General features: G+C 67.9%; 25 protein-coding genes. 3 read left to right on the top strand and 22 right to left on the bottom strand.

From position 1 onward, the window contains the following. Positions 1–85 precede the first annotated feature (85 nt). From rplT to infC, 3 genes are read right to left on the bottom strand one after another with little or no spacing between them, the layout of a single operon-like run. A complete protein-coding gene (rplT, locus tag KL788_RS00915; protein ID WP_293167641.1) occupies positions 86–475 on the bottom strand; it encodes a 50S ribosomal protein L20 in 390 nt (129 codons plus the stop codon). A gap of 32 nt (positions 476–507) precedes the next feature. Beyond that, entirely contained in the window at positions 508–705 is a 198-nt protein-coding gene (gene rpmI, locus KL788_RS00920; RefSeq protein ID WP_293167643.1) for a 50S ribosomal protein L35, read from the bottom strand. A 23-nt stretch (positions 706–728) separates the two neighbouring features. Beyond that, on the bottom strand, positions 729–1,535 hold the full coding sequence (gene infC / locus KL788_RS00925) for a translation initiation factor IF-3 (RefSeq protein WP_428846096.1): 807 nt from the start codon (positions 1,533–1,535) through the stop codon (positions 729–731). Between the two features lie 313 nt (positions 1,536–1,848). Between infC and KL788_RS00930 the strand changes: the two genes are divergently transcribed. Beyond that, complete coding sequence (locus tag KL788_RS00930; protein ID WP_293167645.1) at positions 1,849–2,190, top strand: DUF1844 domain-containing protein; 342 nt, start codon at positions 1,849–1,851, stop codon at positions 2,188–2,190. On the opposite strand, the gene KL788_RS00935 is transcribed toward KL788_RS00930, so the two are convergent. From KL788_RS00935 to KL788_RS00960, 6 genes are all read right to left on the bottom strand, one after another. Next, on the bottom strand, positions 2,187–2,954 hold the full coding sequence (locus tag KL788_RS00935; RefSeq protein WP_293167647.1) for an SseB family protein: 768 nt from the start codon (positions 2,952–2,954) through the stop codon (positions 2,187–2,189). The genes KL788_RS00930 and KL788_RS00935 overlap by 4 nt on opposite strands. Beyond that, positions 2,938–3,687 (bottom strand): bifunctional 1-(5-phosphoribosyl)-5-((5-phosphoribosylamino)methylideneamino)imidazole-4-carboxamide isomerase/phosphoribosylanthranilate isomerase PriA, encoded by a 750-nt coding sequence (gene priA, locus KL788_RS00940; protein ID WP_293167649.1) that lies wholly within the window; start codon positions 3,685–3,687, stop codon positions 2,938–2,940. Before priA ends, KL788_RS00935 begins: the two co-directional genes overlap by 17 nt. A 100-nt stretch (positions 3,688–3,787) precedes the next feature. Further along, a complete protein-coding gene (gene hisH / locus KL788_RS00945) occupies positions 3,788–4,420 on the bottom strand; it encodes an imidazole glycerol phosphate synthase subunit HisH (protein ID WP_293167651.1) in 633 nt (210 codons plus the stop codon). 2 nt (positions 4,421–4,422) lie between these two features. Next, positions 4,423–5,028, bottom strand: coding sequence for an imidazoleglycerol-phosphate dehydratase HisB (gene hisB / locus KL788_RS00950; protein ID WP_293167653.1), 606 nt, complete (start codon positions 5,026–5,028; stop codon positions 4,423–4,425). Further along, positions 5,025–6,101, bottom strand: coding sequence for a histidinol-phosphate transaminase (locus KL788_RS00955; RefSeq protein ID WP_293167654.1), 1,077 nt, complete (start codon positions 6,099–6,101; stop codon positions 5,025–5,027). Before KL788_RS00955 ends, hisB begins: the two co-directional genes overlap by 4 nt. 75 nt (positions 6,102–6,176) lie before the next feature. Then, positions 6,177–6,554 (bottom strand): LysM peptidoglycan-binding domain-containing protein, encoded by a 378-nt coding sequence (locus tag KL788_RS00960; protein WP_293167656.1) that lies wholly within the window; start codon positions 6,552–6,554, stop codon positions 6,177–6,179. Between the two features lie 333 nt (positions 6,555–6,887). Here KL788_RS00960 and lexA point away from each other — a divergent pair, with 333 nt between their 5' ends. After that, entirely contained in the window at positions 6,888–7,610 is a 723-nt protein-coding gene (gene lexA, locus KL788_RS00965; protein ID WP_293167658.1) for a transcriptional repressor LexA, read from the top strand. Positions 7,611–7,637: 27 nt separating this feature from the next. Here the strand turns inward: lexA and hflX are convergent, their stop codons facing one another. Further along, the gene (hflX, locus tag KL788_RS00970; RefSeq protein WP_293167659.1) at positions 7,638–9,191 is read right to left on the bottom strand and encodes a GTPase HflX; all 1,554 of its coding nucleotides are present in this window, start codon (positions 9,189–9,191) and stop codon (positions 7,638–7,640) included. Between the two features lie 41 nt (positions 9,192–9,232). Between hflX and KL788_RS00975 the strand changes: the two genes are divergently transcribed. Continuing rightward, positions 9,233–9,889, top strand: coding sequence for a class I SAM-dependent methyltransferase (locus KL788_RS00975; RefSeq protein ID WP_293167661.1), 657 nt, complete (start codon positions 9,233–9,235; stop codon positions 9,887–9,889). Here KL788_RS00975 and dapF read toward each other — a convergent pair. From dapF to KL788_RS01035, 12 genes are all read right to left on the bottom strand, one after another. Beyond that, positions 9,886–10,761 carry a diaminopimelate epimerase gene (dapF, locus tag KL788_RS00980; protein ID WP_293167663.1) on the bottom strand — a complete coding sequence of 292 codons (876 nt, stop codon included), beginning with the start codon at positions 10,759–10,761 and terminating at the stop codon, positions 9,886–9,888. The two genes, KL788_RS00975 and dapF, sit on opposite strands and share 4 nt — an antisense overlap. Continuing rightward, complete coding sequence (miaA, locus tag KL788_RS00985) at positions 10,758–11,693, bottom strand: tRNA (adenosine(37)-N6)-dimethylallyltransferase MiaA (RefSeq protein ID WP_293167664.1); 936 nt, start codon at positions 11,691–11,693, stop codon at positions 10,758–10,760. Before miaA ends, dapF begins: the two co-directional genes overlap by 4 nt. 33 nt (positions 11,694–11,726) lie before the next feature. Continuing rightward, the gene (miaB, locus tag KL788_RS00990; RefSeq protein ID WP_293167666.1) at positions 11,727–13,238 is read right to left on the bottom strand and encodes a tRNA (N6-isopentenyl adenosine(37)-C2)-methylthiotransferase MiaB; all 1,512 of its coding nucleotides are present in this window, start codon (positions 13,236–13,238) and stop codon (positions 11,727–11,729) included. Positions 13,239–13,263: 25 nt separating this feature from the next. Beyond that, complete coding sequence (locus tag KL788_RS00995; RefSeq protein ID WP_293167668.1) at positions 13,264–13,959, bottom strand: regulatory protein RecX; 696 nt, start codon at positions 13,957–13,959, stop codon at positions 13,264–13,266. After that, positions 13,959–15,113: a recombinase RecA gene (recA, locus tag KL788_RS01000; RefSeq protein ID WP_293167670.1), complete on the bottom strand. Its 1,155-nt coding sequence runs from the start codon at positions 15,111–15,113 to the stop codon at positions 13,959–13,961. The genes KL788_RS00995 and recA overlap by 1 nt, the downstream gene beginning before the upstream one ends. Before the next feature lie 264 nt (positions 15,114–15,377). After that, on the bottom strand, positions 15,378–15,605 hold the full coding sequence (locus tag KL788_RS01005) for a DUF3046 domain-containing protein (RefSeq protein ID WP_293167931.1): 228 nt from the start codon (positions 15,603–15,605) through the stop codon (positions 15,378–15,380). Between the two features lie 26 nt (positions 15,606–15,631). Beyond that, positions 15,632–15,940, bottom strand: a complete 309-nt coding sequence (locus KL788_RS01010) for a helix-turn-helix domain-containing protein (RefSeq protein WP_293167672.1) — start codon at positions 15,938–15,940, stop codon at positions 15,632–15,634. Positions 15,941–16,108: 168 nt separating this feature from the next. Beyond that, the gene (locus KL788_RS01015) at positions 16,109–16,606 is read right to left on the bottom strand and encodes a CinA family protein (RefSeq protein WP_428846097.1); all 498 of its coding nucleotides are present in this window, start codon (positions 16,604–16,606) and stop codon (positions 16,109–16,111) included. Beyond that, positions 16,603–17,202, bottom strand: a complete 600-nt coding sequence (gene pgsA, locus KL788_RS01020) for a CDP-diacylglycerol--glycerol-3-phosphate 3-phosphatidyltransferase (RefSeq protein ID WP_293167933.1) — start codon at positions 17,200–17,202, stop codon at positions 16,603–16,605. Before pgsA ends, KL788_RS01015 begins: the two co-directional genes overlap by 4 nt. 70 nt (positions 17,203–17,272) lie before the next feature. Further along, positions 17,273–19,942 carry an FtsK/SpoIIIE family DNA translocase gene (locus KL788_RS01025; RefSeq protein ID WP_293167676.1) on the bottom strand — a complete coding sequence of 890 codons (2,670 nt, stop codon included), beginning with the start codon at positions 19,940–19,942 and terminating at the stop codon, positions 17,273–17,275. A 65-nt stretch (positions 19,943–20,007) separates the two neighbouring features. Further along, positions 20,008–20,760, bottom strand: coding sequence for a hypothetical protein (locus tag KL788_RS01030; protein WP_293167678.1), 753 nt, complete (start codon positions 20,758–20,760; stop codon positions 20,008–20,010). A gap of 127 nt (positions 20,761–20,887) precedes the next feature. Beyond that, entirely contained in the window at positions 20,888–22,564 is a 1,677-nt protein-coding gene (locus KL788_RS01035; protein ID WP_293167680.1) for a ribonuclease J, read from the bottom strand. Positions 22,565–22,610 lie beyond the last annotated feature (46 nt).

Genomic DNA, 22,610 nt, shown 5'->3' on the forward strand with positions numbered 1-22,610 from the left:
GGCGCGCCCGCGCCGCATGCGCGTGAACGTCGACGCGGCGCGCCCCCGAGTCGGGGACGCGCCGCGATGACGGTCAGCGGGTGAACTACGCCGCGTCGGTCTTCGGTGCCGAGGTGTCGGCCGGAAGGGCCTCCTTGGCGACCTTGACGAGCGCCGTGAAGGCCGCGGGCTCGTTGACCGCGAGCTCGGCGAGCATACGACGGTCGACCTCGACGCCAGCCAGGCCGAGGCCCTGGATGAGGCGGTTGTACGTCAGGCCGTTCGCGCGCGAAGCGGCGTTGATGCGCTGGATCCAGAGACGGCGGAACTCGCCCTTCTTCGCACGGCGGTCGCGGTACGAGTAGACCAGCGAGTGCGTGACCTGCTCTTTGGCCTTGCGGTAGAGGCGCGACCGCTGACCGCGGTAGCCCTCGGCCCGCTCGAGGATGACCCGACGCTTCTTGTGGGCATTGACCGCCCGCTTGACTCTAGCCATTTCTTCTTATCCTTAGGGTTCTGTCTCGGGTCTTACTTCTTGCCGATGAGCTTCTTGATGACCTTGGCGTCTTGCGGAGCAAGAACGACCTCACGGTTCAGGCGGCGCGTGACCTTGCTGCTCTTCTTCTCAAGGTTGTGGCGCATGCCGGCGCCCTGCTTCATGACCTTGCCGGAGCCGGTCAACTTGAAGCGCTTCTTGGCACCGGAGTGCGTCTTCTGCTTGGGCATCGTTTCCTCGTTTCGTCGTGGTTCTACTCCGCCGTCGCCGAAGCGCCGTCGGTGGTGGTCGTGGGGGTCTTGCTCGCAGCCTTCGCTGTGGGCTTCGCGGCCGCAGGCTTGGCTGCAGCGGACTTGGCTGCCGTCGGCTTGGCTGCCGCCGGCTTCGCAGTGGCCGGCTTCTTCGCTGCAGCTGGCTTCTCGTCAGGCTGATCGGCGACCGCGGTCTCCTGCGGCTCGGCGACGACTGCCTTCTTCGCAGCAGGAGCCTTCGCAGGAGCCTCAGCTGCCGGAGCAGCCTCATTCTCTTTGCGCGCCGCCTTGGTGGCTGCACGAGCCGCCATCTGCTCGGCCTTGGCGTCAGCCTTGTTGCGCAGCGGGCCGATGATCATGACCATATTGCGGCCGTCGATCATGGGGGTCGACTCGACGGTGCCGTACTCGGCGACGTCTTCGGCGAAGCGCTGCAGCAGGCGCACACCCTGCTCGGGGCGCGACTGCTCGCGGCCGCGGAACAGGATCATGGCCTTGACCTTGTCGCCCGCCTGCAAGAAGCCTTCGGCGCGCTTGCGCTTGGTCTCGTAGTCGTGCTTGTCGATCTTCAGGCGGAAGCGCACCTCTTTGAGGATCGTGTTCGCCTGGTTGCGACGCGCCTCTTTCGCCTTCTGCGCCGCCTCGTACTTGAACTTGCCGTAATCCATGATCTTGACCACGGGCGGCTTCGAGTTGGGGGCGACCTCGACCAGATCGAGGTCGGCTTCTTGGGCCAGGCGCAGTGCCACCTCGATCTTGACGACTCCGACCTGCTCTCCGGCGGGGCCGACGAGGCGTACCTCAGGCACTCGGATGCGATCGTTCGTTCTCGGTTCGCTGATGCGATTCTCCTCTGTTGGTTCACCACGGTTGTTCGGTGAAAGAGGAGAGCACCCCTGGCGCACGGCCAGCACCACCCACGGTCTTCGCGCGGCTCTCGGAAGAGCCGACGAACGGGGTGATTCGACCCGGTAACCTAAAGGCGGTCAAGCGCGGGTGGGAGGATTCTCCACTTTCGTACCGGGGATCTGGCCCCGGAGCCCGCATAACCCTACCAGCACCGCACCGTTTTCGAAACGCGGGCGGCGATCCTTCCCGCAGTCACCGCAACCGAGAGGCACCATGAGCGAGCTAGACGCCGACATCGACCCCGCCCGCGACATCGCCGATGTGCCGGCCGTCGAGATCATCAACACGGTCGCCGTGCACCTGCTCAGCGCCGCCGCGGTGAAGTGCGGGCTCTCGGAACACGGCGACGACGAGATCGACCTGGCCGAGGCGCGCAAGCTCATCGTCGCACTCGCCGGCCTCATCACTGCCGCGTCGCCCGAGCTCGGCGACCACCACGCGCGCGTACTGCGCGACGGTCTGCGGTCGGTACAGCTCGCGTTCCGCGAAGCCTCGCCTTTTCCCGATGCACCCGGCATGGGTCCGGGCGAGAAGCTCACGGGTCCGGTGAACTAGAGCGGCTCGGCGGCAACCGGCTGCACCGACATCGAGTCGATGCGCTCGGCAACGGTCGCATCCTGAGCCCAGGCGGCGCTCAACGACTGCACAATCGTTCGCAAGCCCTCGGCGTCGAGGCCAGGCTCGACCGCGAGTCGCACGATCACTTCAGGCGCGACTCCCCGCGCCTGCTCGTCTCCGGCAATAAGCGAGACCGCCCAGATCTGTGGATGCTGTGCCGCGGGCCGCGCAATCGCCTCGAGCACTTCGGCATCATCGACGGCCGGCACCCAGGGCGCGCCCTGCGCGATCGCCCACACGGCCGGCCGGGGCAGAACGACCTCGTCACCGCCCGACCGAGGGTCGATCACGATGCGATCGGTGTGCTCGCTCGCCGCCGCGAGGGCGACGCGCACAGCGTCGGCCGGCACGGGCCGAGCATCCGGCCGCCACCGCGACATCGCGGCGACCGACGAGAACACCGGCAGGATCGGGCGCCCGTCGGGGCCAGCGACCGTGATGATCGACAGTTCTTGACTCTTGTCGACGACGAGACCGTGATCGGTGACGCTCGTCTCGCCCGCGACCGCGACGAGGGGGATCAAGAAGCGACAGGTGCGCAGACTGTCAACGAAGCTTGCGAGGGTCAGCTCGCCAGCCCGGAAGGCCGACCGCGCGCGAAGGAAGGCCTCGGGCGCTGAGCCGTCGTCGTCGGCGTTCGTGTTGGGCTCGAAATGCCGACCTTGCCAGGGTTGGCCAGCCGAGTCAGCGGCCGGCGACATCCAGCGCTTCGGGCAGGGTGAAGGCACCGGCGTAGAGCGCCTTGCCGACGATCGCGCCCTCGAGACCGAGCGGCACGAGCTCACGCAGCGCGGCGATGTCGTCGAGGCTCGCCACGCCGCCCGACGCGATCACCGGGCGGTGGGTGCGCTCCATGACCGAGCGCAGCAGGTCGAGGTTCGGGCCCTTGAGCGTGCCGTCTTTCGTGACGTCGGTGACGACATAACGGGCGCAGCCTGCCGACTCGAGCCGCTCGAGCACCGACCATAGATCGCCGCCCTCTTCTGTCCAGCCACGAGCTGCAAGAGTCGTGCCGCGCACGTCGAGCCCGACCGCGATCGCCTCGCCGTACTCGGCGATGACGTGCGCCGCCCACTCGGGGTTCTCGAGCGCGGCGGTGCCGAGGTTGATGCGCTTCGCGCCCGTCGCGAGCGCCGCCTCGAGCGTCGCGTCGTCGCGAATGCCGCCCGAGAGCTCGATGTTGACGTTGCGAGGGGTCGTCTTGACCACCTTCTTGATGATCGAGCGGTTGCTGCCGCGACCGAATGCCGCGTCGAGGTCGACGAGGTGAATCCACTCTGCGCCCTGGTCTGCCCACTCGTGAGCGGCATCGATGGGGTCGCCGTAGCTCGTCTCGGTGCCGGCTTCACCTTGCGTGAGGCGCACGGCCTTGCCCCCTGCGACATCCACCGCCGGAAGGAGCGTAAGGGCGGGGATCGTCGAGAACTCGCTCATCGATGGCTTTCTGATCGTCGTGTCATGGTGGTGCATCGTGGTGGTCGGCTGGTCGCGACCAAACACAGCATCGTACCCCGTCGATGGGCACGGGCCGAGTTCAGAAAGTGCCCAGCCAATTGCTCAGCAGCCGCAGGCCTGCCGCGCCCGACTTTTCGGGGTGGAACTGCGTGCTCGTCAGCGGACCGTTCTCGACCGCCGCGATGAACCTCTCGCCGTGCTCGGCCCACGTGACGATCGGCGCTGGAATCGCCGGGTGCGGGTCGAGCGTCCACTCGTGGGCGGCGTAGGAGTGCACGAAATAGAACCGCTCGTCGTGCAGGCCCGCGAAGAGCCTCGAGTCGTCGTCGGCCTCGACAGTGTTCCAGCCCATGTGGGGCACGGTCGGGGCGCGCAGGGCTGTCACCGTGCCGGGCCACTGCCCGAGCCCGGCAGTCACGACGCCCCGCTCCTCTCCGCTCTCGAACATCACCTGCTGACCCACGCAGATGCCGAGCACGGGCCGACCGCCCGCGAGCCGCCGATCGATGAGCTCGTCGCCGCGCACCGCGCGGAGAGCATCCATCACCGCGCTGAATGCCCCCACGCCGGGAACCAGTAGTCCGTCGGCGGCCAGCACGCGATCACGGTCGGCCGTCAGCTCGACTCGGGCCCCGGCGGCCTCGAGGGCTTTCGCCGCCGAATGCACGTTGCCAGAGCCGTAGTCGAGCACGACCACGTCAGGAGCGCTCACGATCAGAGCGCGCCTTTCGTCGACGGAATGCCGTGCACGCGCGCGTCGAGCTGCACGGCCTGGCGGAACGCTCGCGCGAAAGCCTTGAACTCGGCTTCGGCAATGTGGTGCGGGTCGCGGCCGGCGAGCACAGTGAGGTGCACCGTGAGGCCCGCGTGCATCGTGATCGCCTCGAAGACGTGGCGCACCATCGAGCCCGTGAAGTGGCCGCCGATGAGGTGGTGCTCGAACCCCGCCGGCTCGCCCGTGTGCACGAGATAGGGCCTGCCGCTGATGTCGACCACGGCCTGCGCGAGCGCCTCGTCGAGCGGCACGAGCGCATCGCCGAACCGGGCAATGCCCGCCTTGTCACCGAGCGCGCGAGCAATCGCGGTGCCGAGCACAATGCCGGTGTCTTCGACCGTGTGGTGCACGTCGATGTCGGTGTCACCGCTCGCCGAGATGTCGAGGTCGACGAGCGCGTGCTTGGCAAACGCCGTCAGCATGTGGTCAAAGAACGGCACGGTGGTCGAGATCGACGAACGACCGGTGCCGTCGAGGTCGATGCGCAACTCGATCGACGATTCGCTCGTCTCACGGCTCAACTCGGCAATGCGGGGGGTACTCACCGGCTCATCTTAGCGAGCACATCCAGGAACTCTGTGGTCTCGTCCTCGGTGCCCGCCGTGACCCTCAGGTGGTGCGCGAGACCGATGTCGCGGATGAGGATGTCGTGGTTGAGCAGGTAGCGGAAGGTCGCCTGCGGATCGTCGACGCCGCCGAAGAGTACGAAGTTGGCCCCGCTCTCGTGGGGGCTATACCCCAGTGCGGAGAGCTCGACCACGAGGCGATCACGCTGGCGGCGGATGTCGTCGACGGTGCGCAGCATGGTCGGGGCGTGCTCGAGCGCGGCGGTGGCCGCCGCCTGGGTGAGGGCCGAGAGGTGGTACGGCAGGCGCACGAGCCGCAGAGCGTCGATCACCGCGGGGTCGGCGGCCAGGTACCCGAGCCGAGCGCCGGCGAAGGCGAACGCCTTGCTCATCGTGCGCGAGACGACCAGCCGCTCTCGGCCGGGCAGCAGACTGAGGGCATCGGGCTGCCCAGCCGGCATGAATTCGGCATAGGCCTCATCGACCATGACGATGCCACGGCTGGCCTCGTAGACCGCGGCGATCGTGTCGAGACCGAGCGGTGTGCCCGTGGGGTTGTTGGGCGCGCACAGAAAGACGAGGTCGGGATCGAATCGCTTGACGGCGGAGACTGCTGTGGCGGGCGTGAGTGCGAAGTCGTCGTCGCGGTCGCCGGCGAGCCACCTCGTGCCCGTGCCCGCCGCGATGATCGAGTGCATCGAGTAGGTCGGCGGGAAGCCGAGCACCGAGCGTCCGGGGCCGCCGAACGCCTGCAGAATGTGCTGAATTACTTCGTTCGAGCCGTTCGCAGCCCAGATCTGCTCGGGGGTCACACCATCGCCGAGATACTGAGCAAGATGCTCGCGCAACCGCGTGAACTCGCGATCGGGATAGCGGTTGACCGACTGCAGCTCGCGTGCGACCGCTGCCAAGACATGCGCGATGACCTCGTCAGGAACAGGATGCGTGTTCTCGTTGACGTTGAGCGCGATGCGCACCGTCTTCTGGGGTGCGCCGTACGGGGTCAAGCCCCGCAGATCGTCACGGATCGGCAGATCGTCGAGGGTCGTCACCCGCTCATCGTAGCCGCGGGCATCGGGCACCTCTCACGAGGCAGTCCCGCGTGCGCAGGGAGTCAGAGGAGGCGCTCAGTCGACGTAGCGTTCAGGAACGACGAGCTGCTGGCCGGGCACGACCGACGCGCTCTCGAGCGCGTTGATCGACATGAGGTCGGCGACGACATCGGCCGTGGAGGAGTCGGGAGCGATCGTCGCTGCGAGCGACCACAGTGATTGGCCGGCTTCGACCGTCACGGTCGTGACCGCCGCGCTGTCACCGCTGGTCGAGGTGGCCGTCGCTCCCCCGCCGTTGAGTGACATGCTCACCAGCGCGATCACGAGCGGCAGCGAGACGAGCACCGCGATCACGGCCCGGCCGCGACGCGTCAGACGCAGACGCGTGCGAGGCACGAGACCGACCGAGGGCATCGTCGATGCGAAGCGGTGGTCGTAGATGACTGCGCTCATGGTGTCGCCCTTCGGTCGATGCTGCTGCGGTGTTTCGATGGTGCTGTGCTGCGTGGTACAGGTCCCCCGGCAGGGGGCTGCCGGGGGATGCACCGCTTCTCGGCCGGGAGAGGCGATGCGAACCTGTGTTCCGAACATACCTTCGATCGAACACAGTTTCAAGCCCTCGCCCCACTTTCGTGACCAATCGTGCGACACACTCGAACAGATGTTTGATATGAGCCGTTCGACTGGATAGAGTTTCGAGGGTTCGAGAGCATTCCACTCGACACCACCGACATTCGCGAGGACCACCGACAGTCGACAGAACGCATCTGTCAGGACGGAGCCGACATGGCCGACGAGCTGCACGACGACCTTCGTGATCTCGACACCGGCGCCTCGCCGAGCGCTCCGTCGACCCGCCGTCGTACGACGCTGAGCGACAAGCAGCGCGAGATTCTCTCGGTCATTCAGGCCTCTGTCGCTCGACGCGGCTACCCGCCGAGCATGCGGGAGATCGCCGAGGCGGTCGGTCTCGCCTCGCTTTCGAGCGTCTCGCACCAGCTGGGGCAGCTCGAACTGAGCGGCTACCTGAGGCGCGACCCCAACCGGCCTCGCGCCCTCGAGGTGCTCATCGACCTCGAACCCGACCCCTCGCACGCGGTCGACTCTGACGCCCTTCCTGGCCCGTCAGTGGGCGATGCTGCGATGGTGCCGCTCGTGGGGCGCATCGCCGCAGGTATTCCGATCACTGCCGACCAGATGGTCGAAGAAGTGGTTCCGCTGCCGCGGCAGCTCGTCGGCAAGGGCGAGCTCTTCATGCTCACCGTCGTCGGCGACTCGATGATCGACGCAGCGATCTGCGACGGCGACTGGGTCGTCGTGCGTCAGCAGAGCACTGCCGAGAATGGCGAGATCGTCGCGGCCATGCTCGACAACGAGGCGACCGTCAAGGTGTTCAAGCAGCGCGACGGGCACACCTGGCTGCTGCCGCAGAACTCGGCCTACGAGCCGATCCTCGGTGACCATGCGACGGTGCTGGGCAAGGTCGTCGCGGTACTGCGCTCGGTCTAGTCCGACGAGCGCTCCGCGAGCATCCGGCTAGCCCGCCGGCTGCACCGTGTACTGCTCGACCAGCGTGGCGATCTCGGGGGTCGCGAACGCGTGCACGCGCGTGCCCGACTCCACGTAGTCGGTCGCGATGATGCGCCCGCGCTCGTGCAGCAGCGAGACGAGATCGCCTCGCTCGTAGGGCACGACCACGGTCAGCTCGATCTCGGGATTCGGCAGCAGGGCAGCGATGCGCGCCTGCAGCTCGTCGATGCCCTCGCCGGTCTTGGCCGAGACGAACACCGCATCAGGCACGAGGCCACGCAGAAGCAGCCGGGCGTCGTCGTCGAGCAGGTCGCTCTTGTTGATGGCGACCAGCTCGGGCAGTTCGCGTGCACCGACCTCGCCGATGACGTCGCGCACGGTCGCGAGCTGAGAGGCAGGGTCGGGGTGGGCTCCGTCGATGACGTGCAGCACGACGTCGGCCTCGGCAACCTCTTCGAGTGTCGACCGGAAGGCCTCGACGAGCTGATGCGGCAGGTTGCGCACGAATCCGACCGTGTCGGCGATCGTGTACGGACGGCCGTCGGGCGTCGTCGACTTGCGCACTGTCGGGTCGAGCGTCGCGAACAACGCGTTCTCGACGAGCACACCCGCACGCGTGATGCGGTTCAGCAGACTCGACTTGCCTGCGTTGGTGTAGCCAGCGATCGCGACGCTCGGCACCGAGTAGCGGTCGCGGTTCGCCCGCTTCGCGGCGCGCGCCGGAGCGAAGCCCTTGATCTGGCGGCGCAGCTTGGCCATGCGCGTGTTGATGCGTCGACGATCAAGCTCGATCTTCGTCTCACCCGGGCCACGGCTGCCCATGCCGGCTCCCGCCGCACCGACCTGGCCACCGGCCTGGCGCGACATCGACTCGCCCCAGCCGCGCAGTCGCGGCAGCAGGTACTCGAGCTGGGCCAGTTCGACCTGAGCCTTACCCTCTCGGCTCTTCGCGTGCTGGCTGAAGATGTCGAGAATCACGGCCGTGCGGTCGATGACCTTGACCTTGACGACGTCTTCGAGTGCACGCCGCTGGCTCGGGGCGAGCTCGGTGTCGGCGATGACGGTGTCGGCTCCGAGTTCTTTGACGACGAGCGCGAGTTCTTGTGCCTTGCCCTTGCCGAGGAAAGTGCTCGGATCAGGGTGCGGGCGTCGCTGCAGCAACCCATCGAGCACGACGGCACCCGCGGTTTCAGCCAGGGCGGCGAGCTCGCGCAAAGAGTTCTCGGCGTCGTCAAGTGCTCCCTGAGGGTAGATGCCGATGAGCACGACGTTCTCGAGCCGCAGCTGCCGGTACTCGACCTCGGTGACGTCGTCGAGCTCTGTCGACAGGCCTCCGACCCTGCGCAGTGCGGCTCGGTCTTCTCGGTCGAACTGATCGCCGTCGCGGTCGGCCGAGTAGCTCGCGTCAGCGTTGAGGGCCGCCGCGCCGTGCAACGTCACCGAGCGCGCCCGCGCGTCGCCATGCGCCAGCACGCGCGCCACAGCATCCGCCCCGGCGTCGTGGGTCTGGGCGGCAGAATCTGCAGCGTTCGCAGCGTCGGTGTCGTCGTGGTCAATCATCGCGTTCACTGTACTCCGCCGCAGTTCGATAGATTCTGGGCATGGCTCACGAGCACTACTTCAGCGCTCACCCGAGCGGCGAGTTCATCGCCAAGCCTCTGACGGTTGCGATCGCCGGTCGCGAGGTTCAACTGCAGACGGCCGGCGGCGTCTTCAGCCCCAACGCTCTCGACGCGGGCACGCAGGTGCTTCTCAGCCACGTGCCCCCTCCCCCGCCCAGCGGAGACCTTCTTGACCTCGGCTGCGGCTGGGGGGCGATCGCGCTCACGCTCGCCACCGAGTCTCCGCATGCGACCGTCTGGGCCGTCGACGTCAACGAGCGCGCGCTTGAGCTGACCCGTCGCAATGCCGAGCTGCTGGGCCTCAACAACATTCGCACCGCCCTGCCGCACGAGGTGCCCGACGACGTGCGCTTCATGTGCATCTGGTCGAACCCGCCGATTCGCATCGGCAAGAACGAGCTGCACGGTCTGCTCGACGCCTGGCTGCCGCGGCTGCGCGAATCGGCCGACGGATGGCTGGTCGTCGCCCGCAATCTGGGTGCCGACTCGCTGCAGCGGTGGATGGATGCCCGCTACGACGGCGAGCTCACCATCTCGCGGCACGCCACCCACAAGGGCTACCGCGTGTTGCGCGTGCGCAACCGGTCGGGCCGGACCGGTGCTATCCCGGTCATGCCCGACATTCCTGAGGTCTAGGCGCGCAACTCGCCGTCGTAGACCAGCACCGCGGGCCCCGAGAGTGCCACGTGCTCGCCGTCTTCGGCCGCGAACATGCGCACGCCGAGCACGCCGCCCGGCACGGTCACCCGCCACTCGTTCGGCGCGCCCGCACCCGCCCAGTGCCGCACCGCGAGGGCAGCAGCAGCGGCGCCGGTGCCGCACGAGAGCGTCTCGCCGCTGCCGCGCTCGTGCACCCGCAGCCGGATGCGCCCGACGCCATCGACCACGAGCGGGTCGGCGGGGACGACGAATTCGACATTCGCTCCGGCTGGCGGCGCAGGCTCGAGTGCGGGCGGGGCGCTCAAGTCAAGGCTGTCGAGCTCGTCGTCGCTTGCCAGCGCGACGACGACGTGCGGATTGCCGACATCGATGCCGAGTCCGGGGCGTGCGACGGGAAGCTCGCGGGCCTTCACGAGCGGCTCTGAGCCGTCGAGGCGCCAGCGGCCGAGGTCGGCGGCGTAGCCGTCGGCGAGGCGGTGCACGTCGCGCACCCCCGCGCGCGTGCCGATCGCGATCGAGTGGCCCGGCGCGATCTCGGCGAGTCTGCGATCGAGCAAGTAGTGCACGAACACGCGGATGCCGTTGCCGCACATCTCGGCCGTGCTGCCGTCGCTGTTCGAGTAGTCCATGAACCACTCGGCGTCCGGAGCCTGCTCGAGAAGAGCACGCCCCTCTGCGAGATGCTCAGATCGCACGACCCTGATGACGCCGTCGCCGCCGACCCCGCGGTGCCGGTCGGCCAGCGCCGCGAGCTGCTCGGTCGAGAGCTCGAGCTCGCCGTCGGCATCGGCGATGAGCACGAAGTCATTGGCAGTGCCGTGGCCCTTGGTGAATCGCAGCGTCGTCACCGACCCATGCTATCGACGAGCCCATCGACGACGCTGCGGTCGACTTGCGACGCGAGGTCGTCGGCAGCGGCATCCAGCCACTCGACCGCGGAATCTCGACGCAACCAGCTGACCTGCCGTCTCGCGTAGCGGCGCGTGAGCGACTGCGTCTGCTCGATCGCCTGCGATTCGTCGAGCTCGCCGCGAAGTTGCGCGATCGCCTGCGCGTAGCCGATGGCCCTGCTCGCCGTCACTCCGCGCTCAAGGCCAAGCGGCAGAAGCCCTCGCACCTCGTCGAGAAGTCCGGTTCGCCACATGCGCAGCACGCGCTCATCGAGACGGCCGACGAGTGCGTGGCGCTCGAGGCCGAGAGCGAACTGCCGGTAGGGCCGCCACTCGCTGCTGCGCGCGCCCAATCCGGCGACGAAAGGCGCGCCCGTCAGGTCTCCGACCTCGAGGGCGCGCACGAGTCTGCGGCCGTTGTGCGGGCCGATGGCGGCGGCCGCGGCGGGATCGCGCGCCTCGAGCACGGTGTGCAGCCCGCCGGGGCCGAGTCTCTCGAGCTCGGCCTCCCAGTGCGCCCGACGATCGGGGTCGGTGCCCGGAAAACGGAAATCGGTGAGCACCGCCGCGAGGTACAACCCCGAGCCCCCGACAAGCAGCGGCACCGCTCCGCGCGCCTGAATGCCGTCGATGGCCGCTCGTGCGTTGACCTGGTACTGCGCGACGCTCGCCTCGTCGGTGACGTCGAGCACGTCGATAAGGTGATGCGGCACGCCCCGTCGTTCGGCGAGCGAGAGCTTCGCCGTGCCGATGTCCATGCCCCGATACAGCTGCATCGCGTCGGCGTTCACGACCTCGGCGGCGATGTCGCGAGCCTGCCAGAGATCGGCGAGCCGCAGCGCGAGTTCGCTCTTGCCGGTGCCGGTCGCGCCGGTGATGGCGATGATCATGACGGATGCCCTCCGGCGGTCAGCGCGGGGCGCTCAGCCTCGCGCGCCACCCGGCACGCGCACCGTCGGCAGGCCGAGGCCCACCCGGGCGGTCGTAGCACCCGTGCCGCTCGTCGGGGCGGGCACGCCGCAGCTCTCGGCCTGAGCGCGATCCCAGGCGTCGCCCGCGCGCGTGCGTCGGATCGAGAGCGGTGCATCGTGATCGGCCACGAGGTGAAAGGCCGCGGCGCCCGTGATCGTCGTCGTCACGAGGTCACCCGGCCGCGGCTCGTCGCTGCCTGCGGGCACGGTGAGGTGCACGAGACGGTTGTCGTCAGCGCGACCCGAGATGCGGTTGTGGAGAGCGTCTTTCTTGCCGTCGTGGCTCGAGATGAGCACGGTGACCTCGCGGCCGATCTGTCGCTGGTTCTCTTCGGCGCTGATGCGGTCTTGTAGGGCGGCGAGACGCTCGTAGCGCTCTTGCACGACGGCCTTGGGTACCTGATCGGGCATCGTAGCCGCCGGGGTGCCGGGCCGGATCGAGTACTGGAACGTGAACGCGCTCGCGAACCGAGACTGCTCGACGACCCGCAGGGTCTCGGCGAAATCTTCTTCGGTCTCGCCGGGGAAACCGACGATGATGTCGGTCGTGATGGCGGCGTGAGGGATGCGCTCGCGCACGCGGTCGAGGATGCCGAGAAACTTGTCGCTGCGATACGAGCGCCGCATCGCCTTGAGCACGCGGTCAGAGCCGGACTGCAGAGGCATGTGCAGCTGCGGCATGACGGCGGGCGTCTCGGCCATCGCGTCGATGACGTCGTCGGTGAACGCGGCGGGGTGCGGACTCGTGAAGCGGATGCGCTCGAGACCTTCAATGGTGCCTGCGGCCCTCAGCAGCTTGCCGAAGGCGAGCCGGTCGCCGAACTCGACGCCATACGAGTTGACGTTCTGGCCGAGCAGCGTGACCTCGATGGCCCCGTCGTCGACGAGCGCCCGCACTTCGGCGAGGATATCGCCGGGGCGACGGTCTTTCTCTTTGCCGCGCAGGGCGGGCACGATGCAGAAGGTGCAGGTGTTGTTGCAGCCGACCGAGATGCTGACCCACCCGCTCGACGTCGACTCGCGTCGCGTCGGCAGCGTGGAGGGGAAGGTCTCGAGCGATTCGAGAATCTCGAGTTGCGCTTCACCATTGTGACGGGCGCGGTCGAGCAGAGCCGGCAGCGAGCCCATGTTGTGGGTGCCGAACACGACATCGACCCAGGGTGCCTTCTCGAGGATGACCGAACGGTCTTTCTGGGCGAGGCACCCGCCGACGGCGATCTGCATGCCCTCTCGTTCGCGCTTGACGCTCGCGAGGTAGCCGAGGTTGCCATAGAGCTTGTTGTCGGCGTTCTCGCGCACCGCGCACGTGTTGATGACGACGACGTCAGGTGCCCCGTCGGCCGCCTTCACGTAGCCGGCAGCCTCGAGCGAGCCGCTCAACCGCTCGGAGTCGTGCACGTTCATCTGGCACCCGTAGGTGCGCACCTCGTAGGTGCGCGGGGCGGACAGAAGCGTGGTCGACATGCCCCCCAGTTTACGGTCGGCGGTGCTAGCGGAACTGCACGCGGTGCACGGTGGCACGGTGACCGGGTTCATCGGCATCATCGAACGAGGAGTCGTCGCCATCGAGGGCCTGCCGCGCAGCGTCGCGCGCAGCGCTGCCCGTGTGGCCCTTGCGGGCGAGAAAGTCGACCAGTCGCCGTTCGGCCGTGGTGCGGTCGAGGCCACCCAGTCGACGTGCCCGGTCGCGCGCGAGGTCGAGCAGCAGGTCATCATCGTCGTCGTGCGCCGATTCGGCCAGGGCCTCGTCGATCGCGGCTCGATCGAGCTTGCGCTGCATCAGCTCGTTGCGCAGAGCCGAGGGGCCGAGCTTCTTGCGGCTGCGCAGTCGGTCGACGAGATCGAGCGCGAGCGCCCGGTCGTCGATGAGGCCCACCGACTCGAGCCGCGTCAGCTCGGTCTCGGCCGTGACCGAGTCGATCTCGCGCCGACGCAGCAGGTCGGCGACCTCGGCCCGCGACTGCCCTCGGCGGGTGAGCGCGTGCATCGTGATGTTCTCGGCACGGCGTGCGTCAGCCGCGCGTGTCTTTTCGACTTCGAGAACAGCGAGCGCCTCACGCTCTGCCGCGGCTTCGCGCACCCCGGGCAGGTAGGTCACGGGGGCGATCACGTCGTTCTCAGCACCGTCGTCGCCAGTGCTGTCGTGATCAGTGCCACCCTGCCCGGTGGTGCGCGAGCCCGTCATCAGGCGCCGGACGCCGCGCGCAGTGCGGGCTGCTCGCCGTCAGACGCCGCCGCAGCCTTTGCCGCCGCCGTGCCCTTCGCAGGCGCCTTGTCTGCAGCGGTCTTCACAGGGGAAGCCTTGTCAGCGGCCGAGGCCAGCGGCTCGACCGCGGCGAGCTTCGCACCGATGCCGAGTTTTGCGAGGATCTTGCTCTCGATCTCGGCCGCCATCGTCGGGTTCTCGAGCAGGAAGTTGCGGGCGTTCTCTTTGCCCTGGCCGAGCTGGTCGCCCTCGTAGGTGTACCAAGCACCCGACTTGCGCACGATCTCGTGGTCGACGCCGAAGTCGATGAGGCTGCCCTCGCGCGAGATGCCGACGCCGTAGAGAATGTCGAACTCGGCCTGCTTGAACGGCGGAGCCATCTTGTTCTTGACGACCTTGACGCGCGTGCGGTTGCCCACAGCGTCGGTACCGTCTTTGAGCGTCTCGATGCGGCGGATGTCGAGGCGCACCGAGGCGTAGAACTTGAGCGCCTTGCCGCCCGAGGTGGTCTCAGGGCTGCCGAAGAACACGCCGATCTTCTCGCGCAGCTGGTTGATGAAGATCATCGACGTGCCGGTCGAGTTGAGCCCACCGGTGAGCTTGCGCAGGGCCTGCGACATGAGACGCGCCTGCAGGCCGACGTGGCTGTCGCCCATCTCGCCCTCGATCTCAGCGCGCGGCACGAGCGCCGCCACCGAGTCGATGACGACGAGGTCGATCGAGCCCGAGCGCACGAGCATGTCGGCGATCTCGAGCGCCTGCTCACCCGTGTCGGGCTGCGAGACGAGAAGCTGGTCGATGTCGACGCCGAGTTTCTGCGCGTAGTCGGGGTCGAGCGCGTGCTCAGCGTCGATGAAGGCCGCGATGCCGCCTGCCTTCTGCACGTTGGCGATGGCGTGGAGCGTGAGCGTGGTCTTGCCCGACGATTCGGGGCCGTAGATCTCGATGATGCGGCCGCGCGGCAGCCCGCCGATGCCGAGGGCGACATCGAGAGCGATCGAGCCGGTGGGGATCACCGCCACGGGAGCGCGCTCGTCAGAGCCGAGGCGCATGACGCTGCCTTTGCCGAACTGACGGTCGATCTGGGCGAGTGCCGTCTCGAGGGCTTTCTCGCGGTCTGCTGCTGAAGGCATGGCGTTCTCCGTTTCATCTCGTGCGCGGTGTGCCTGTCTGCTGTCGCTCCTCGTCCGGCCGATGGAGCAAGGCCGGACGGTTCACGACAAGGCGTGACGGCGTTCGCCGACGAGACCGACGGTACGCTCCTGACCCGACATTCTCGGGTTCGGCGCGCAGCACGTGCAGTGACTCGTGTTCGAGTGCCGCTGGGGAGGAGTCTACGCGACAGGCGAACACATGTTCGAAGAAGCTGGCGTGCGGCGTGTCGCGAGCGCGAGCACCTAGTCGCGCTTCGGCTCAGGGCGACCCGCGCCGTACCAGCGCTCGCGCGGAACATCCATCGCAGCGCACAGCGCCAGCCAGACCTCACGAGGCGCGAGACCGGCCGCGAGCGCTTCGTCGGCCGTGCGCTCACCGAGCGCCGAGATCACGAGGTCGCGCACCAGACTGCGGCCGTAGGCGTCGCCGAACTCGTCGACGATCGCGCGCGCGAACTCGCTGCGAGTCAGAGTGGAAACCGTTCGTCGAGCGCGGGTCAGCGCATCGCGAGATCGGCGTCGAACTCGGCCACGAGCTCGTCGGGAAGCGTGTCGGGCACGACACTCACACCCTCGATGACCGCGAGGCGATCACCGACTTCGCGCATGATGACCGAGATCGGGGTATCGAGCGCGTCGGCGACGGAGGCGAGAATCTCGCTCGAGGCCTCCTTTTGGCCGCGCTCCACTTCACTCAAGTAGCCGAGCGCCACACTGGCACGGCTCGCCACCTGTCGCAGCGTGCGGCCCTTCTGCAGGCGCACGTCGCGGAGGACCTCACCGATTTCTTGTCGAACCAGAACCATGGGGACCCCCTTTCACTGAACTCTCGTTCATCGTCGCGCCGGGAGCGTCACACTACCCGATGCGAATACCTTCACTGTAATCGCCGACACCTGTGGAACGGTTGTCAGCTTGCTGTCTGTAACACGACTGTCACCCACGGCATTCCCCAGAATCGACGACGGCTTTTGTCACTCTTTCGGAGTTGAGCGGGCGAGCCGATCGGTCACGAGCTCGATCGCAGCATCCACCGCCTGCGCGCGGATCTCGGCGCGATCGCCCGTGAGCCGCAACTCGCGCACCTGGGTGCCCGCGGCATCCGCCACGGCCACGAAGACCAGACCGACCGGAGCGTCGCCCTGCGCGTCGGGGCCGGCAACTCCGGTGGTCGCGACGCCGATATCTGCGGGATGCCCTCCGGCGGCCGCGGCAACACGCACTCCCTCGGCCATGAGCGCTGCCACCTGCTCATGCACGGGCCCGCGGTCAGCGAGCAGCTCGGCGGGCACACCCAGCAGGCTGGTCTTGAGCGCCGTGTCATAGGCGACGACGGCCCCGCGCAGCACGGCTGAGGCACCCGGCACGCGAACGAGCTCTGCCGACACGGCTCCCCCGGTGAGCGACTCGGCCACGGCGAGAGTCAGACCGCGCTGGGTGAGTGCGGCGATGATCGCGTCGGCCCGAGTCACGCCTTCTGAGCCCGGTTGAGCCGCCATGCCTGCACGAGATAGTCGATGCCCGTGATGACCGTGAGCACGACCGCCGCCGACATGAGCACGGTGTTGACGATGTGCACCCACTCGCCGAACCACTGCCAGAACGGCACGAGCGCGAACGAGATGGCGACGGCCTGCACGACGGTCTTGAGCTTGCCCCCGCGCGAAGCGGGCACGACGCGGTCGCGCAGCACCATGAAGCGGTAGAGCGTGATGCCCCACTCGCGCACGAGGATCACGATGACGACCCACCACGGCAGCTCGGCGAGCACCGCGAGCATCACGAGCGCGGCCCCGGTGAGCAGCTTGTCGGCGATCGGATCGAGCAGAATGCCGAGGTCGGTGACGAGGTTGCGGCGGCGGGCGAGCATGCCGTCGACACCGTCGGTCGCGATCGCGACGATGAACAGGGCCGCAGCAGCGATGCGCAGGGGCCCGTCGGCTCCACCGTCGAGCACGAGCAGCACGACGAAGAGGGGCGCGAGCAGAATGCGCACGACCGTGATGATGTTGGCGAGGTTGCCGCTGCTGGCGGGCGTCTCGCCCGCCTTCACGACGCGGCCGCGCATGGAGTACGACCGATCGGTGCTCTCAGCCACTGAACTCTCCGGCTCATCGGCGGCCCTGCCCGGGTGGGCGTCAGTCGCGGTCGGTCAGCTTCCAGGCGTCCTCGTCGGAGTCGCCCTCAACCTCAGGATACCCCTCCGTCATGCGCTGCACGGGGTCGGAGGAGGCGGGCGACGCCGCGGGAGCATCCTCGCCGCGAAGCCGCGCGAGCACGTCGGCCAGCTGGTCAGGGCTGACGAGAACATCGCGCGCTTTCGAGCCCTCGGAGGGGCCGACGATCTCGCGCGATTCGAGCAGGTCCATGAGGCGTCCGGCCTTGGCGAAGCCGACGCGCAGCTTGCGCTGCAGCATCGACGTCGAGCCGAACTGCGTGCTGATGACGAGCTCGGCGGCCGCGAGCAGCACCTCGAGATCATCCCCGATGTCGGCATCGATCTCGCGCTTGGTGGTCTCGGCGGCGACATCGTCGCGGTATTCCGGCTGCGCCTGCTTCTTGACGTGATCAACGACTGCAGCGATCTCGGCTTCGGTGACCCACGCGCCCTGCACGCGGATCGCTTTGGAGGCACCCATCGGCAGGAAGAGCGCGTCGCCCTGGCCGATGAGCTTGTCGGCGCCCGGCTGGTCGAGAATCACGCGGCTGTCGGTCATGCTCGACACCGCGAACGCGAGGCGGCTGGGCACGTTGGCCTTGATGAGGCCCGTCACGACATCCACGCTCGGGCGCTGCGTGGCGAGAACAAGGTGGATGCCCGAGGCGCGAGCCAGCTGGGTGATGCGCACGATCGAGTCTTCGACGTCGCGCGGGGCGACCATCATGAGGTCGGCGAGCTCATCGACGACGACGAGCAGGTACGGGTACGGCTGCAGCTGCCGCTTGCTGCCCTCGGGCAGCTGGATCTCGTCGGCAAGCACGGCTCGGTTGAAGTCATCGATGTGCCGGAAGCCGAACGAGGCGAGGTCGTCGTAGCGCATGTCCATCTCTTTCACGACCCACTGCAGCGCCTCGGCGGCTTTCTTGGGGTTCGTGATGATGGGCGTGATGAGGTGCGGAACACCCTGGTACGCGGCGAGCTCGACGCGTTTGGGGTCGACGAGCACCATGCGCACCTCGGCAGGCTTCGCCCGCATGAGCACGCTCGTGATCATCGAGTTGACGAAGCTCGACTTGCCCGAGCCGGTCGAGCCCGCGACGAGCAAGTGGGGCATCTTGGCGAGGTTGGCGACGAGGTAGCCGCCCTCGACGTCTTTGCCGACGCCGATCGTCATGGGGTGCAAGGCCTTCGCCGCGGCGCTCGAGCGCAGCACGTCGCCGAGGCTCACGATCTCGCGGTCGATGTTCGGAATCTCGACGCCAATCGCGCTCTTGCCCGGAATCGGCGACAGGATGTTCACCTCGTTGCTCGCGACGGCGTACGAGATGTTCTTGGTCAGAGCCGTGAATCGCTCGACCTTGACGCCGGGGCCGAGCTCGACCTCGTAGCGCGTGACGCTCGGGCCGCGGCTGAAACCGGTGACCCGAGCATCCACCTGAAACTGCTCGAGCACTTCGGTGATCGAGGCGACGACAGCATCGTTCGCCGCCGATTTCGACTTGGGCGGGTCGCCCGGCGCGAGGATCGACGCCGCCGGAAGGCGGTAGGGGCGGCTCGACCGCGACGTCGCCGGTGAGGCAGGCGGCTCGTCGAACTCGCCGGCCGCGCCCTTCTCGCTCGCGCGCGTCGTGAAACCCGGCAGCACGGCCGGCGCGATGCCCGCGCCCGGCGCGACGTCACCCGTGAAGCGCTGCACGGCCTGCTCGGCCTTCTCGAGCTCGCGCTCGAGATCGCCCGTGACGCTCTGGCGCACAGCGGGGTCGATGACGTCGGTCTGCTGATCGCGCTCGACGGGGCTGTCGAACGCCGCCGACTCGCGCCCCGCCTTGCCCTTGCGCCACCAGGGCATTGAGGTCGAGTCGTCCATGTCGAGGCCGAGGTCGGTGAGCGAGCCGAACTCGACGGTCTCGGGCTCAGCCTTCTGCTTCGGCTCGCGCGGAGTGAGTTCAGCGCCGAAGAGGTAGGCGTAGAGCTCGCGCAACCGGTCGCCGATGCGGTTCGGCGGCGTCTTCGTCATGATGAGCACCGACAGCGCGGCGAGCAGCACGAGCGCGGGAACCGCCACGTACACGGTGGCAAGCAGGAGCACGCCGCCGAGAATCCAGCCGACGATGCCGCCCGCCTGGGCGAGCGCGAGCGGCGGCAAGGCCGGCTGAGGGGCGCCGAGAGCGACGTGGCACAGCGCGCTGACGCTCGCGATGAGCAGGCCGAGCCCGATGCCGATGCGGGTGTTGTCGTGCACGCTGGCCGGGTGCCGGAACAGCCAGGCGGCGAACACGATCATGATGACCGGTAGCGCAAACGAGACTCGACCGACCAGACCCCCGAACGTGTAGGCGTTGAGGGCGACCGCGACCGGGTCGGCCATGAAGAACCACTCGACGAAGGCCCCCGCGATGGCCAGCACAACGATGAAGAACGGCACCCCGTCGCGTCGCTCGTCTTTCGCGAGCGTCTCACGGCCGAGTACGCGGAAGGCGGCGCCCGTCGCGTGGGCAAGGCCCATCCACGCTTTCGTGAGGATGCCCTGCTCGGGCTCAGGGGGCGGCAGCTTCTTCGTCGCCTGAGTGCGCGAGCGACTCGAGCCCGAGTTCGAGCGCGACGACGAGGCGCGCGAGCGCGACGACGATCGAGTGCTCGAGGCCATTCACTCACGGTACTCGCGCGGTGCGACGGGTGCCGGGGCGACACGCGCGCGAGCATCCGCCCTGGTCAACCGAAGTTGCAGCCGCCGACCGCGTTGCCGCTCGCTGCGACCGTGAAGACTCCCAGCGCCGGGGTCACCGCGTGGATGTACAGCACCTGACCGTCGGGGATGCTCACCGAGTCCCAGTACGCGTCTTGATCTGGGGTGGCTCGGGAAGCGACCTCGATCTGAAGAATGCCGCTCGGCGAGCTGATCACGTAGATGTCAGTCAGGAACTGGCTGGAGACGACCGCGCTCGGGTGCGCCGCGATCACATCGGCCCGATCGTCGCCGATTCTCACCCCGCCGTCGGTCGGAATGTCGTCGGTGTACAGGTCGATGCGCGTGACGACGCCGCTCGAGTCGACTCCGACCCCGAAAGGTCGGCCACTGTCGGTCGGCGACGGAGGCACTTCGTACGAGGGGTCGATGAACCAGCCCCCCGCGAGCGGGTCGCCGGCGAGAATGCCGAAACCGTATCCGGTGACGTCGTCGGTGCAGCCGATGGGATCGAAGGCGACCATGCTCAGAGTGGGATCCGTCTCGGGTGCTTGACCGAGCGCGAGCGGGAGGAGCCCTTCGGTGCTGAGCTCCAGATCAGCGAGCGCCGGTCGGGTAGGCGGGGTGGTCGGCTCAGCAGACGCTTCCGACGCCTCCGGTGAGCTGGTCGGCTCGACAGCGGGGTCAGCACCGGGCGGATTCGTGCACCCTGCGAGTACGACGAGCGTTGCGACGCCCAACGCCACGAGAACTCCAGAGGTGCGCAGAGAAGTCGACATGAGGCACACGCTAGTGCGAGCGCACCGCTGCCGATATAGGCAGTTTCTGCTCAGTGCCGAGGCCAACGCCTCGGCCCGCGCGGCCGCGCGGCGCAGCAATCCGGCGCGGCCTGGGTGATCGAGGCATTCAGGCCTCGATCACCACCGGCACGATCATGGGGCGACGACGGTGTTGGGTGTTGACCCAGCGGCCGACGACACGACGCACGACCTGACTGAAGGCGTGGCTGTCGCGCGTGCCGTTCGCCGCCGCTTCGGCGAGCGCCTTGACGATCTGGGGTTTGACGTCGTCGAAGATCGCCTCGTCGGGCGCGAACCCGCGAGCGTGAATCTCGGGGCCGACGACGACCTTGCCGGTCTGAGCATCCATCGCCACGAAGATCGAGATGAAGCCCTCCTCGGCGAGGATGCGGCGATCTTTCAGATCGGCGTCAGTGATCTCGCCGACCGTCGAGCCGTCGACGTACACGAAGCCGATGTCGAGCTGGCCGACCACGGTGGCGACGCCGTCGCGCAAGTCGACGACCGTGCCGTTCTCGCCCACAATGACGTTCTTCTCGGGCACGCCCGTCGCGATCGCGAGCTCGGCGTTGGCGACAAGATGGCGTTGCTCGCCGTGCACGGGCATGACGTTCGTCGGGTGCAGCACGTTGTAGAAGTAGAGCAGCTCGCCTGCCGATGCGTGACCCGAGACGTGCACGCGCGAGGTGCCCTTGTGCACGACCTTCGCGCCGAGCTTCATGAGCCCGTTGATGACGCGGTAGACGGCGTTCTCGTTGCCGGGGATCAGGCTCGACGCAAGAATCACGGTGTCGCCGTGGCCGATCTCGATCTGGTGCTCGAGGTTCGCCATGCGCGCGAGCACGGCCATGGGCTCACCCTGGCTGCCCGTCGACATGTAGACGATCTTGTCGTCGGGCAGGTTCGCTGCCTTCTTGTGATCGATGAGCAGGTCATCGGGCACGTTGAGAAAGCCGAGGTCAGCGGCGATCGTCATGTTGCGCACCATGCTGCGGCCCATGAGCGCGACCTTGCGGCCGTTCGCGTGAGCGGCGTCGAGAACCTGCTGCACGCGGTGCACGTGGCTCGAGAAGCTCGCGACGATGACGCGGCGCGGGGCGCGCGCGATGACGTTCTCGAGCACAGGGCCGATGTCGCGCTCGAGGGCGGTGAACCCCGGAACGTCGGCGTTCGTCGAGTCGCTCAGCACGAGGTCGACGCCCTGCTCGCCCCAGCGCGCGATCGCGCGCAGGTCGGTGATGCGGTCGTCGAGCGGCAACTGGTCCATCTTGAAGTCACCGGTGTGGAGCACCGTGCCACCCGCGGTCTGCACGACGACGGCCAGAGCATCCGGAATCGAATGGTTCACGGCGATGAATTCGAGCGTGAACGGTCCGAGCTTCTCTACCTGTCCTTCCCTGACCATGTGGGTGTACGGCTGAATGCGGTGCTCTTTGAGCTTCGCCTCGATGAAGGCGAGCGTGAGCTTCGAGCCGAGAATCGGGATGTCTTGCCGCATGCGCAGCAGGTAGGGCACCGCGCCGATGTGGTCTTCGTGACCGTGCGTGAGCACCACCGCGATGATGTCGTCGAGACGATCGCGAATGGGTTCGAAGTCGGGAAGGATCAGGTCGACGCCGGGCTGGGTCTCTTCGGGGAAGAGCACGCCGCAGTCGATGATGAGCAGCTTGCCGTCGATCTCGAAGACGGTCATGTTGCGACCGATCTCACCGATGCCGCCGAGCGGGATGATGCGCAGGGTTCCGGAGCCGAGAGCGGGAGGGGTGAAGAGTTCTGTGGTCATGAAGCGCCTGACTGGTTGTCGTGCTCGGTGGGGCTCGCAGCCCCCT

This window comes from Microcella sp., assembly GCF_019739195.1.
Lineage (GTDB): Bacteria > Actinomycetota > Actinomycetes > Actinomycetales > Microbacteriaceae > Microcella.